Annotated in this window: 8 protein-coding genes; 4 read left to right on the top strand and 4 right to left on the bottom strand. The window is 40.3% G+C overall.

Going from position 1 to position 13803, the window contains the following annotated elements:
- The first annotated feature begins 105 nt into the window (after nt 1-105).
- Together P4S60_RS04495 and P4S60_RS04490 are read left to right on the top strand one after the other, a co-directional pair.
- Nucleotides 106-1602: a cryptochrome/deoxyribodipyrimidine photo-lyase family protein gene (locus P4S60_RS04495; RefSeq protein WP_337115157.1), complete on the top strand. Its 1497-nt coding sequence runs from the start codon at nt 106-108 to the stop codon at nt 1600-1602.
- Entirely contained in the window at nt 1592-1756 is a 165-nt protein-coding gene (locus P4S60_RS04490) for a DUF2256 domain-containing protein (RefSeq protein WP_337115156.1), read from the top strand. The genes P4S60_RS04495 and P4S60_RS04490 overlap by 11 nt, the downstream gene beginning before the upstream one ends.
- Here the strand turns inward: P4S60_RS04490 and P4S60_RS04485 are convergent.
- From P4S60_RS04485 to P4S60_RS04475, 3 genes are all read right to left on the bottom strand, one after another.
- The gene (locus tag P4S60_RS04485) at nt 1730-7678 is read right to left on the bottom strand and encodes a DNA repair ATPase (RefSeq protein ID WP_337115155.1); all 5949 of its coding nucleotides are present in this window, start codon (nt 7676-7678) and stop codon (nt 1730-1732) included. The two genes, P4S60_RS04490 and P4S60_RS04485, sit on opposite strands and share 27 nt — an antisense overlap.
- Before the next feature lie 63 nt (nt 7679-7741).
- Entirely contained in the window at nt 7742-9829 is a 2088-nt protein-coding gene (locus P4S60_RS04480) for an SPFH domain-containing protein (protein ID WP_063700320.1), read from the bottom strand.
- A gap of 56 nt (nt 9830-9885) precedes the next feature.
- Entirely contained in the window at nt 9886-10500 is a 615-nt protein-coding gene (locus P4S60_RS04475; RefSeq protein ID WP_337115154.1) for a DUF1449 domain-containing protein, read from the bottom strand.
- A 245-nt stretch (nt 10501-10745) separates the two neighbouring features.
- Between P4S60_RS04475 and P4S60_RS04470 the strand changes: the two genes are divergently transcribed.
- The gene (locus P4S60_RS04470) at nt 10746-11174 is read left to right on the top strand and encodes an OsmC family protein (protein ID WP_337115153.1); all 429 of its coding nucleotides are present in this window, start codon (nt 10746-10748) and stop codon (nt 11172-11174) included.
- Between the two features lie 126 nt (nt 11175-11300).
- The gene (locus tag P4S60_RS04465; protein WP_337115152.1) at nt 11301-12092 is read left to right on the top strand and encodes a putative porin; all 792 of its coding nucleotides are present in this window, start codon (nt 11301-11303) and stop codon (nt 12090-12092) included.
- A 65-nt stretch (nt 12093-12157) separates the two neighbouring features.
- Here the strand turns inward: P4S60_RS04465 and P4S60_RS04460 are convergent, their stop codons facing one another.
- A complete protein-coding gene (locus P4S60_RS04460) occupies nt 12158-13648 on the bottom strand; it encodes a dipeptidase (protein WP_337115151.1) in 1491 nt (496 codons plus the stop codon).
- Nucleotides 13649-13803 lie beyond the last annotated feature (155 nt).

Raw genomic sequence — 13803 nt, 5'->3', positions numbered from 1 at the left:
GGCAATATGCTACAAATGTGGAAACTTTGTGGATTGCTTTAGCAATTAATCGAAGTTGTGACTTGTTACGTATAAAGAGCAAAGCAATTTTCCAACACAACGATTATGGCAGGCTCAAAAAAGCAAAAAGTGAATCTTGTTTGGTTTAAACGTGACCTAAGACTATCTGATCATCAACCACTTGCCAGTGCGATTGCATCAGACCTGCCTTGCATACTGATTTATAACTTTGAGCCCCTATTACTCGAAGATCCCCATTACAGCTTAAGGCACTGGCGTTTTGTTGCTCAGTCACTCAAAGACATCAACCAACAACTTGAAAAATACAACGCTGAAATTGCCATTTATAATCAAGAAATGATTACCTTGTTAGAAACCCTTAGTGAAGATTTTGATATTGCAGGGGTTTATAGTCATCAAGAAATAGGTCTATACAATACCTTTGAGCGAGACTGGTTGGTGAAGAGTTGGCTAAACAACAAAGCGATTCCATGGCACGAAACGCCACTTGGGGGCGTTAAACGCGCGCGACCAAAACACTTTGACTGGCAAACTTATTGGCATGGCGTGATGAACCAGCCACTTGTAACGCCAAATTGGCACGCTTTTAATGCAGTTCTGCCTAATAATTACCAAGCAGCGACCTGTGTTGATGATTTTCTAGAGCACGACCCGCAGTTTCAATATGGTGGCCCTCATGTAGCCAGAGCTTGCCTACAGAGCTTTGTAGAAAAACGAGCGAAAAGCTACCAAAGTGGCATTTCAAGCCCATCAAAAAGTAGAGATTCATGCTCTAGGCTTTCGCCTTACTTAGCCTTTGGTAACCTGAGCCTCAGACAAGTTTATCAAACTCTAAAATACTATTTAGCAAAGCAGCCTTTAAGCTGGCGTCGTTCATTACATGCTTTTGAATCTAGGCTTCACTGGCATTGTCATTTTATGCAAAAGTTCGAAACTCAATGCAGCATGGAGTTTGCACCGCAAAATGCTGGCTACCTACACTACCCTTATCGCGATGATGAACTCGTTGCAGAGCACTTAAAACGCTTTGAACAAGGTCAAACAGGCATTCCCATTATTGATGCGTGCATGCGCTGCCTCGCAGCAACGGGTTACATTAATTTTCGAATGCGCGCTATGTTAGTCAGCTTTATGACTCATCATATGAACATTCATTGGCAATCAGTCAGCTTTATTTTATCGCGTTATTTTTTAGATTTTGAACCGGGAATTCATTACCCACAAATTCAAATGCAAGCATCGGTCACAGGAACCAACACGATTCGATTATACAACCCAATCAAGCAATCTGAAGACAAAGACGCAGATGGCATGTTTATTAAAACATGGTGCCCTGAACTTAAAAATTTACCTATAGAAGATCTCCACCAGCCATGGCAACAGCCGCCAATGGAAGCCTTATTTAATAATTTTAAACTCGGTGAAGACTACCCAGAGCCCATGGTCGATATAGAACAGGCTGCCAAGCAAGCACGTGAGCGATTATGGTCATTTCGAGAACGTGATGATGTAAAGCAAGGTGCCAAGGTCGTGCTGCACCAGCATGTTACAAGCCTTAAAAAGCAACGACATGGCTCATAAAAAGCTTAATCTACCTAGTAAAACCTGCCCCGTTTGCGACAAGCCATTTATGTGGCGTAAGAAGTGGCAACGCGACTGGCAGCATGTTAAATACTGCTCAGAGCGTTGCAAGCGTGAAGCGAAGTTATTACAACAAAGTTTGTCTAGGCAATGAGCTTGTAACCGTTTCTTTTTCAATAACGCGGGCTGGTTGATTTTTAAGTTCATTCAACAAAGCCTCAAGACGTTCAGCATAGTCTGAATTAAATTCAGCCTGCACTTTATTTTGTTCGACTATTAACGAAAGTAAATCGCGATTATTTGATGCGGCTAATTGTTCAGACAACTGCCCTAATAACTCCGATTGTGAGCTGTTATCTGCAGACGCTTTGAGTGCAGCTAAAATTGCATGCAGCGAATCATCTTGCTGATTATCAGTAATGAGCTTTTCCAATTGCGCTGTGAAATGCTGAAGTTGTTGCTGTGACGCTGCCAATAGACTCATTTTTAACTCCTCAATCGCGACTTTAGGTGAATGAACTTCTAAAAGTTGCGCGATATGAGCTAACTGGTCTTGATGGCTTACTTGTTGAGTATGCAAATTCAAGGCATCTTGTAACCCAGCAAAACTTTGCTTAGTGTTATTTCCATTAATAGCTTTAGTAAGCTGCTCAGCCAAATCAGCAAGCTGACTCTGCGGGTTTGATTGTTTTACCACCTCGGTTAACTCCGTTAACTCATTGCGGCTATCAAGCTTGGCTAGCTGCTGTAAAATTGCATTTAATACAGCCCGATTATCGGTGTCTTTGACTGCTGACGTTAACTCTCCTAGCTGTGATTGACACTGGGTTTGCTTCAGCGTTTCAATTAGCTCTTGTAGTTCTTTACGGTTATCAAGCTGCCCGAATTGTTCTGCCAAAACAGCTAAAGGCTGTTGATAATTGTGGTTTTTTAATATCGCAATTAATTCATCAAACTGTTCAGTCGTATTGCTTGTTGCTAACAGCTGGTTTAACTGCTCAAAACTATCTTGATATGGCGCTTGCACAAAGCCCTGTTGAATCGTACTTTGCAATGAATGTAGAGCTGGTTTGGTATCTAATTCTTTTAAATTGATACCTAGGCTACTTAGTAATTCACTATAATCATGGCTCAAATTAGTCTTACTTAACTTGCTCGCAATGGTCTCTAAAGACTCGTTTAAAAATCCCATTTGCTCGACAGCCATCATGGCCGGACTACCAGCCCCATCTAACTTATTCAGACGACAAAAATCAGTTTTGATTTGAGTAAAACGAGTCTGCTCCTGCTCAGTTAATGTACCTCGTAATTCTCCTAATTTAAGCAGGTTCTCCTCAGAGCCCTTACTTAAGGTCTGAGCTTCACCACGGTAATGATCTCGGATCAGATTCTCAAGCTCTTCTTCATTCATGGCTGCAACGACTTTTTCAGCCATTTTATTCATGTTCCGATAACTACCCTGTAGTTTAAATGACGGTTCTGTTCGGTAGTTATTGTCTTGTGCAGCAGAAGCGATGTACTGAGCATTCACTTTCAATACGGTGTCGCGAACGGTCATCAAGCGAGTTAATACGGCCTTTATTTCATTCGCTTCAGCTTGTGAATAGCCGTACTCAAGTTCATTTAAAGCTATATCTTCACCTTGGCAGATACGAACCAACTTATACAAATCTTCCATATTACGATTTGCTAACGGAGCAAGAACGGCATTAGATGTTAACGCATTCTCAATAAAACTCATGGCAAACTCTTGCTCGCAACCTGCTAGCGTGTCGCCTAAGTTATAAATATCAGCACGGTTAGCTAACATATCTGGAATTTTGAAGCTTTCACCTGATTCTGTATATGGGTTACCTGCCATCACAACAGCAAACTTCTTACCTCTTAAATCATAGGTTTTACTTTTTCCATTCCAAACACCATCAATTCGGCGTGAACCATCACATAACGAAATAAACTTTTGTAAAAACTCAGGGTTTGTATGCTGAATATCATCAAGATAAAGCATGACGTTATTACCCATTTCAAAGCTTTGATTGATTTTTGCTATTTCTTTTTCAGCGGTTGCATTTATAGCTTGGGCAGGATCGAGCGATACTTGATCGTGTCCAATTGATGGGCAATTCACTTTTACAAACGTCAAGCCAAGACGGTTCGCAACATATTCAATCAGGGTTGTTTTACCATATCCTGGCGGCGAAATGAGTAATAGCATCCCCATTAAATCACTGCGCTTATCTTTACCTGCAGAGCCAATTTGCTTCGCTAAATTATCGCCAATAATTGGAAAGTACACTTTATTGATCAGTTGATTTCGAACAAATGAGCTTAATGGACGAGCTTTAAACTCGTCTAGCTGAAGACGCTCTTTTTGCTGATTTAAAATAGTATTTCTCAACTGGTGATACTGTTCAAATGCTGGAACTTGGCTGGTTATATAGTGGCGAGTTCGTGCATAAAACTCCGCATAATTAACGTCCATTGCTTGCTCAACAACGCGCTTATGTTGTCCCATTAAATCCGTAACAGCTGTATTAACCTGAATATCCAAAACCCTGTGCTTGATTGGCGTATTATCACTTAAGTGTAAATAGTTAGCGGCTTCTAACTGCACAGCCAATGGCATACTCGGTTGATGTTGGCAGTAAGCACTTATCCAGCTTAAAAATAACTGCGCACGGTCATTTAGATTACTTACATTCTCAGATGCTTGATTTAAATCAGCAAAGTACCCCTTCGCTTTTGCATCACTTGCAAACTGTTTAGCTAAGTTTAAAGCTTGCTGCGTTAGTACAAATTGAAGCTGTTCTGCGCTTTGTTGTTGCCCTAATTGCTTAACTAAATACTCAGCACTTAGTTCACATGAGAAATCCGTTAATTGTTGGCAAAAGCCTAACATTTGTTGACTAAATGCATCGATAAGTTTGCTTATTTTCATCATCAAGGTTTCAGCAAAATGTCCCGCATTAAAGTGCTTCTCCATCAGCATTGCATTACTTGCTTGATGGTAAAAAGTATTTACATCCTGTGTTGATAACTGCGCACAAAATAGTTGCGCCATCACCCGACAGCTAGCCGGATAGATAAGTAAATCGAGGGATGTTTTTTGCTGCAAAAGTGATTTAATAATTGCATGCGCGTCGTGGTCATGGATACCTTTTTCATAACCTTCTTGATAACGAGGCTCAGCAAACTTTTGTATCAGTTTAAGTAAAGAGCCATTTTGTTCAGCTTGTTGAAGCTCATCAAAACTCAATGGATGTTCAGCGTTTTCACAGGCTAGAATCATTTGCGCAGCAAGGTATTCAGCTCGATAGACAAGATCACTTTCAGATACGAGCGTTTGCTGCCACAGGTGCTGTGTTTTAGCTAAAACGTTAAGTGATTGCTCATCACTAATTGGTTCAAAATAGTCAGTCCCAGTTAAGTGCAACATCAGCTGCTCATCACGGGGCAACAAGGTTAAATCTAACTGTTGTTTATTAACACTAAATGCATGCTTACCAATACTTACTGTGCTACCACCGTCACTGTAAATATCTTGTTTATCGCGCAGTGCACGTATCCCTTGATCTTTACTGGCTTTAAGTTTTGCTTGAATATCATCAGCACGAACTTCATCACCAATGTCTTTAAGCTCATTACACAACGCTCTTAGTTTGCTGATCATAGGATCTGATGCAAAATAAGTATTCAGTTTATCTAACTCAGAAAAGCTCAGCGCACGGCGATTCACACCTTGTAAAATCCGCTCAGCCGCATTGGCTAAATTTAGTGCGCGTCGCTGTCTTGCATCAATAAGGCTTTGCTTGTGTGCCTCGAAGCTTTCGTAGACATCGTCTCGCTTAGCAATAATTTCCGCAAGGTACTCATCAAAGTCACTAAATTGTGATTCCAATTCTTCAAGCTGGATAAGCAAACGAGAAAGCTGCTCATCACACGCATCTGGTGTTTTCGCATTGTTTAGGGCATTCGTTATGCTTTGTGAGAACAATTTAAATCGAGCCGCAAACTCAGCTTTAGCTTCCACACTGCCCAAACTCTTCTGGCGAATTTCAATACTTGCTTTTGCACGGTTAACTAGCGCATATACCGCACTGATATCTTCAAGTATTTGTGTACGCACGCGACTATCAGCGATATCAAGATCAAGCATGGTGTGGTTAAGTAAATCAAGTTCGCTACTTTGAGTATCTAATTGCTCAACATACGATTTTAATTCTGTAACACTCTCACTTTTATTACTTAACGCTTCAAGTTCAGCCAGTGTTTTATGGTAAGGTTCAAGGGCGGTATCTTTTTGTAAAAATTCAGCAGTTGCTTGGCTTAGCTGTTCTAGCTTTTCATCCGTTTGCTGTTGTAGCTGAGACAACGCCTCAACATCAATGTATTTAACATCTTCAAGGCTGATTATTTGTCCCTTTAGAACCTTCAGCGCATCAATACCTTGGACAAATTCAGGTGCTAATTTGAAACTATCTGGCCTAATTTCACGGCTTACTTCTGTAAATTGCGAATTAATTTCAACTAAGGCTTGCTTGGCCTTATTTTGAATTTCAGTCACCTTTTCAAATTCGTCTAAAACTTGTTCAGCCGTTTCAAAAATTGAATGTAAAGAAGTAGCAATGTCTGCAAAATCAGTTTCATTCAACCAATGGTAGCGGTCGAAGATATTGCGGCTTAATGCAATCAGATCCTCATAATGATAAACATTAGGATTCTGCTCGTTTATAGACTTACAGACACTGTATAAATCAGAAATACCTCGAACTAATTCTGGGTTACCTATTTTGCCGAATAAGCTAGTTGCAGGCGGTGCATTTGCTGCAAATTCCGATGAAACAAAAGGACTTTGCCAAATTTGAATTGGATGAACACGTTCGGCTTCGTCTTTATCAGCCTTAAAAGTCAGTGTTAAACCGTTACCATAGATACCATAGCCGTGACAGTAGATTGGATTTTGTAGGTTTTTCTCAATAATGTTATAGGCAAATAGCGCATAGCGCCCTTCGCTTGGTTCATAAAACACATATAAAACGTCTTCACCATTGGGCGCTTTAACTTGACGATGAAAATCTAAGTCCTTAATTTGCTCTTCAAATGAACGAGCTTGGCCTGACTGTAAGTAATAACCGCCAGGAAAGATAATGCCATGATCCTCAGGTAAACTAACGCAGGCACTACCAATTGCATCTTGTCTTATCACTTGCTGAGTGCGCGTGTTAAAAATAAAGTATCGCCATTGTTTTTCACGATACGGAAGTATCTTTAATAAAATTAGCTCACCAACTTGCGCGTATTCAATATCACTATCAGCAAGTGACTGGTTCTTATCATCAACGGGCTCAAAGTAGATACCTTCTCCCGTATCCGTACTGTTTTCAACTTTGATGGTTAATGTGCCACCTAACGTTTCTACAAATACTTGATCATTGATATTAACGTGGGCGTGTCGTCCTTCAACGTGATGACTTCGGTCTGTTTTTAACCATTCAAAATCGTAGTCATGGGCATTTTGAATATCTCGTTCGCCGCGGTTATCGATGTAATTAATTGTGTTATCTGGGTGAATTTCCCAGCGAAATACCCTTACATCCGTTAACTTGTCACCAATTTGGAATAGTGCAAACAACTTACCATTTTGCTGGTAAAGGTGCTGAAGACTTGTTTGCTTGTAATAAGTATAGAGTTCCTCAAAATCGCGAATAAATCGCTTATCCGTTAAAAAGCGAGTGTGCTCAGGATAAGGTTCAACTTCATAATGTTCATCCTGCTCAATTAACTTATGGACACTGAAAACATCACTGATAGACGTTTCTTTTTTCAGACCAAGTGAAACGTTGTAAGCAAAAATAACTTTATCGCCAACAATCGCAATATCGCGTGGTGTACAGTTTTGTTCGGTGCGAACTCTTACCCGCCCTTTAACTTGTAACTCGGTGCTACCAAACTCCACAACTCGTTGTTTATTAACGTTATCGACTTGTGTTTTTAAGCTACTACCAAAATTATTTAAACGGCGTTTAATTAAATCGTACGAGCCCTGCTCTAATGCTTGTTGTGTTTGATCCGTCATGCAATCAGTCCTGATGTTTAAAAGAAGTTAGCCGCAGCAAATGCATGCTACGGCTAAAATAGGCTAGTCTTTAGACTCGAGTTCTGCTTTGGTGCCTAAATTACCTAACATGCTTAATAGCTGACTTTTTTCTGCAGCTGTTGTATTGCTCAATTGTTTAAGCAATTTACTCATGTTGTAGTTCTTTAGTGTTTCTGCCGAACCATTTGCCCCCGCTAACACCCCTTTTAAATCCTCAATTAAATTGCGGTCACCATTTAAATGATCTTTAAAGATAGTTTGTACCGTTTTACTTTCATCAACGATACCATCGATTGATTTACCTAAACTTATCGCACTCATGAACTGATTAAAGAACTGACCATCACCACCCATGATATTAATATCAGCATCACCTAACGCTTTAGCCATTACATGAGCTTGGTGCTCTGCAATGTCTTTGCTTGCTGATAGTTTTGCTAATACTAATTCTTTTTGTTGATTTAGCTGTAATGTAAAGCTCTCATAATCACGTGCATCTTGATTCATCGAGTTAAGTGCTTGTAGTTTCTCTTCAAGACCTTTCGCCTCTGCTTGCATCTTACGTTCAAGGTTAATTGCTTCAACTTCACCTTGCTTCTCATTAGCCTCAGCCATTGCACTTTGAACCTGTGCCTGTGCTAAGCCAACTTCACGGTTACCCTGTGCTTCAGCTTCAAGTTTTTGACGAAGAACTTTAGCGTCTGCCTCACCTTGCAGTGCATTCGCTTCAGCTTTTGCTTTTATAACATCAGCTTCAGCAAGCCCTTTCGCAGCAGCTTCAACTTGCTGGGCTTGAGCGAGAATTTTCTTCGACTCGGCTTGTTGATTAGCAATACGAAGCTCTGCATTGGCCATTGTTTCTAGCTCTTTTGCTTTAAACTCAGCCGCTTGCTCCTGCGCTTTTGCTGCTTCAATATCTTTCACCAAGGCTTCTTCGGCTTCTGCTTTCGCACGAATTATGATGGCTTCTTTAGAACGTTCCGCATCGGCGAGCACTTTAACGTCTTTAATACGCTCTTCTTCTTCAGCAACTGACTTTTCAACAATCACACGGTCACGAATAACATCGGCAATTTCTTTGCGCTCAACTTCCAGTGCTTTTTCTTTGTTGATCCGTAAGATTTCAGTCTCTCGTTCGCGCTCAATAACCTCGATTTCACGAGCTCGTGAAACTTTTTCTTCTTCAATAGCAAGCACACGAAGACGATTTTGCTCTGCAATATCAAGCTCACGCTGTTTGTTTTGTTCGCTGATACCAATTGCTTCATCGGTTAGTAAACGTGCTTGTTCTGCTTTTAAGCGTTCTTCTTGACGAACTTTTTCAGCTTCTGACTCTTCACGAGCTTTAACGGTTTCAATTTCACGTCTTTGACGAGCAACGGCATCTTCACGTTGACGTTCAATCTCTAATGATTTTTCAGTTGCTTCTTGATTCTGAACTTCAATTTTTGCACGTTCATCACATTTCAATTGGTTGGTCGAAACATTTTGTATTGCAGTCATCTCAGTGATACGGCGAATACCTTCTGCATCGAGAATGTTTTGAGGATCAAGCTTTTCAATAGAGGTTTGTTCTAAGTAGTCGATAGCCACATCTTCAAGGGTATACCCTGATAAATCTTGGCCAATGACTTCTTTGATATTATCGCGAAACTCATTTCGGTGAGTGAAAAGCTCAACGAAATCCATTCGTTTGCCCACTGTTTTAAGCGCTTCTGAAAACTTAGCTTCAAATAACTCTTGCAATGTTTCATGCTCAGATGCCCTTGCACACCCCACTTGCTTAGCTACACGTAAAATATCTTCTTTGTTTTCATTTACACGAATATAAAACGTAATCGCGATATCAGCACGAATATTATCTTTACAGATTAAGCCGCCTTTATCTTTTCGCTCAAGAACCATACGCTTAGTCGAAATGTCCATTACTTCCATTTTATGGATGACTGGAAAAACGATGCCACCGGTTGTAGTTACATCGGGCTCGTTCTTCATTTTATTGATAATAAGCGCTTGACCTTGCTCTACTTTTCGGTAGAACTTACCGATGATTAATAGAATTGCGAAAATAACGACGATCGCTATCCCCACAAAAACCAATATTGGTATTAAGTTATCTAAATATTCCATGTTATGTCCTAACGTGATTATCGATTTTATTTTGTATTACTTCTTAAAGCCTAGGATCACCAAGGCTTTGCGGTAATGATGTAACAGTGTTTATCTTTGATGTGCTCAAGCAACACGGCAGTGTCACCAGAAGAGAATTGCTCATTATTTTCTGCGCGAACTTCAATCAATTGCTCTGTACCTTGGTACTTAACGCGCGCTTGACCAAATGAGTCAGTCACTTTACCTGTGGCAACAACACATTCTAAGCCGAGTAGATCTGAACTTTGTGATGCACTTTTACTCGCAAAAAAGCGTCTTAATGGGCGTAATAAAAGGGCAGAAGTAGGGATAGCGACCAAAAGGCTAATAAGTAACAACAAACCGCCAAGCACATAAAAAACAATGCCATTGCCAAGTACACTTGCAAAAAACTTGTGTGCATAAATGGTAATTAACCAGCTGGTCATCACCAACACACTTGCCGATACAGTAAGTGGTGCATCACCAAATCCTAATGTATGCCAAATGCTTCCTGAGCTTGCTTGTGATACATCACTATCGACATCGGACTCAAACATATCAATATCTGCGAATCCGAGCAGTGTGATAGCCCAAAATATAACTACAACAAAAAGTAGAGCGGATAAAATAACCGAAGGAAAACTAAAAGCGAGGTTCAAAAATTCCATATTACTGCATTCCATTTTTATAATTATTTAGCGCCAATCAAGACCCTTAAATAGGTAAATAATTATCACTGAATTGACTTCACCTATTCAAGTTTCATTTATATATACAACAAAATTCAGCAACTATTAAGCTTTTTCATACAGATTGGCGTTTAAGTTGCACTTATATCGTTAACTCACAGTTTTCGGCACAAAACCCTGAAAGCCTTTCACGGTCGTCGAAAAAATTTACAAAGGAGATGACGATGACGATTAAAAAATCTGCACATACGAGTTGGTCGGGTGATATTAAATCTGGCAAAGGCTACATTTCTAGTCAAAGTGGCGCGCTTGATAAACAGCCATTTGGCTTTAACACTCGCTTTGAAGATAAGCCAGGTACTAACCCTGAAGAACTCGTTGCAGCGGCACACAGTAGCTGTTTTAGCATGGCGCTATCGCTGGCACTAACAGAAGCTGGCTTTGTCGCTGATGACATAACGACCAAAGCAACAGTGAGCCTTGATGAAGTTGATGACGGCTTCGAAGTGAGCCACATTGCACTTGATGTTAGTGCAAAGATAAAAGAAATTTCGAGCGAAAAATTTGAGCAACTTTGTGAACAAACTAAACAAGGCTGCCCTATTTCTAAACTGATGAATGCCGAAATATCACTTACCACAACGCTTAATTAAGCTTTATGGGCCAAGCACTGCTTGGCCTTTTCACAAACTAACAGACCCACAACACTTTATTACAATGTAAGTACCTGCTTGTTGTATTATCTTTATGAAACAAAACCAAATACAACAAGGATATGTATGTTTAAACAACTAGCCCCTATTGCTCTGGCAACACTTGCTTATTCAAACTGCTCTATCGCAACAGAACAACAGGTGAGTAAACAATGGTTCAATAGTATCGACTATACGCACATAGAGAATCACAGATATAGTTTTAATGCTTACCAATTAGTGAGCCATTACTACTTTGAGGAGCAGCAAAGCTCTGGGGTACTTGATGATTATGGCTACCTAGATACAGATTCAAACATTCGAGTGAATTACTTTAATAGCGATTACACTGATTATCTCGGTATGTTTGGTGAAGGATTTTATAAAAACTGGTTTGTTACAGGTGAAATTTACGATGTTGATGATACTGATGACTATACCTTAGGAATAGGCTACTTATTTGCCGATGCCTTAAAAGTCTCTGTAAATAGGGATGTGGGTGAATATGGTGATGATTATTTCCGCTTGAAAGCGCAGTATAACCTCCAAATCAACGATAAGGATTACCTTGGTTTTAGCGCAGAAACAGATGATGAACTCGACGTTTGGAATGTCTCTGCCAGATACTTTAATCATTTAAGCGGCAGCCATTACATTACCGTCGATGTTGGCCACCAAGACAGCCTTTATGAATCAGCAAGTAATGCCATGATCAGCTACTACTTCGGCGATCACTATGCCATAGGTGCAGGGTTGGATGATTCTGAAATCGTTTTACAAGGTAAGTACTTTATTAACGATCGCTATTATTTAACCGCGAATTACACTGAAAGCGGCTCTGCTGAACTTTATAACCTTAAGTTTGTTGCCCAATTCTAAATAGGAATGAGTCACCAGTTTTAAACAAAAACGCCGCTATAAAGCGGCGTTTTCAGTTTATAGAATTACATATTACCTAGCTTCATCATCATTGCAGTGTACATTTTTAAGTTCAGTGCTAACTGCTCTTCAGTAATAAACTCATGCTCTGAGTGGCCTGTGTACTTTTTACCTGGCATTGATGGACCGAATGACACCGCATTATCAAATAGCTTAGCATTTGTGCCACCACCAATAGACACAAAGCCCGCGTCTTTATCGCCAGTAAAGTGCTTAAAGATATCGAGTAATGCTTCTGCATGAGGCGCACCATCTAAAAGCATTGGCGTACCAATTACCACTTTAGTGTCTTTTAAGGTGACATTATTAGTGGTTTGCCAAGCGCTAAGCGCTTCATTAATTTGCTGCTTAAGCACAGCTTCTTGTTTGCCTACCGGACGACGCATATTAATCGACAATTTAATGTCGTTACCGTCACGGCTTAATAAGGTTGGCGAAACAGTCATCGGGCCCATAAAGTCATGCTTGTAACCAATTTCACCGAATTGCGCGCCGTATAAATCAAGGCCGATTAGCTGATTGATAAACTCAATTGCTTGGCCATCGCTATTGTTCTCAAGATCAATATCTTTAAAGATTTCTGCAAGGTGCGCAATGGCATTTTCACCCGCTTCTGGCTCAGATGAATGCGCTGAAATCCCCTTCACTTGGACTAACAAGCCATTGTCTTGCTCTGTCATCGCCACTTTGACGTTTTTAAGCTGAGCAACATTGTCGTGTAATTTAGCCACTGTCGCCGCATCAGCGTTATGCACTAACACGCTGGCATCTTCAGGGATTTGGCTAACAAAGGCGCCGCCTTTTAAGTCACTAACATACAAGCCTGTTTGTGCTGAGGTCGCAGAGAAAGTCGGCGCAATTAAGCTCCAGCCTTTTTCTGCAACAACCACAGGGTATGAAGCATCAATAGTGACAGCATATTTAGGTTGCTGATAGGTTTTCATGAACTCTTCGAGTGGTGCCCAGTCAGATTCTTCTGCAAGGTAAACCATTAATTCAATACGGTTATTTAAAGTAATACCGTTATCTTTAATCGCCTTCATTGCATGCAGTGCAGTCGCAATTGCGCCTTTATCATCTTCTGTACCACGTGCAATTAGCTTTCCTGGCTCAGAGGTTTTATCCATTTTAAATGGGCTTTGCTGCCATTTACTGGCATCTGCAGGTTGCACATCACCATGGGTTACTATGGTTACTTTGTCAGCTTGGTTACCCATACCAATTAACACTGTGTAGCCTAAATCTTGATAATCAAAACCAAACTGCGCCGCTTTCATTTTTAAGAACGACTTAAAGCCAATGAAATCTGGGTTATCAGGAGTCGCTAGACCTTCTTTATTTACCGTTGGATACGAAACTAAATTCTCTAAGGTATGAATTTGCGCTTGTTGATATTGCTCTACCGCGTAGTTAGCCAGCTTTTCACTTTGCTCAGACACAGCTGCCTGACTAGAGAAAGCACTTAATAAAAATGCAGCAAGTAATGAATGTTTCAAGATAAGCTCCAGAGTTTAAGAAGGTTTTTAGAAAGTCACCTTGATTGTAACGCTTATAACGCCGACATAACATCTCTAATTCAAGCAAAATAGATCGCTTAAAAATACCAACAAGGTACAATAGCCACTCACCCTATTAATTCGTTTGTTAGACT

This window comes from Pseudoalteromonas sp. Hal040, assembly GCF_037162425.1.
Taxonomy (GTDB): domain Bacteria; phylum Pseudomonadota; class Gammaproteobacteria; order Enterobacterales; family Alteromonadaceae; genus Pseudoalteromonas; species Pseudoalteromonas gelatinilytica.
Note: the sequence above shows the minus strand (reverse complement) of the source record. Positions and strands in the feature narration are given on the sequence as shown.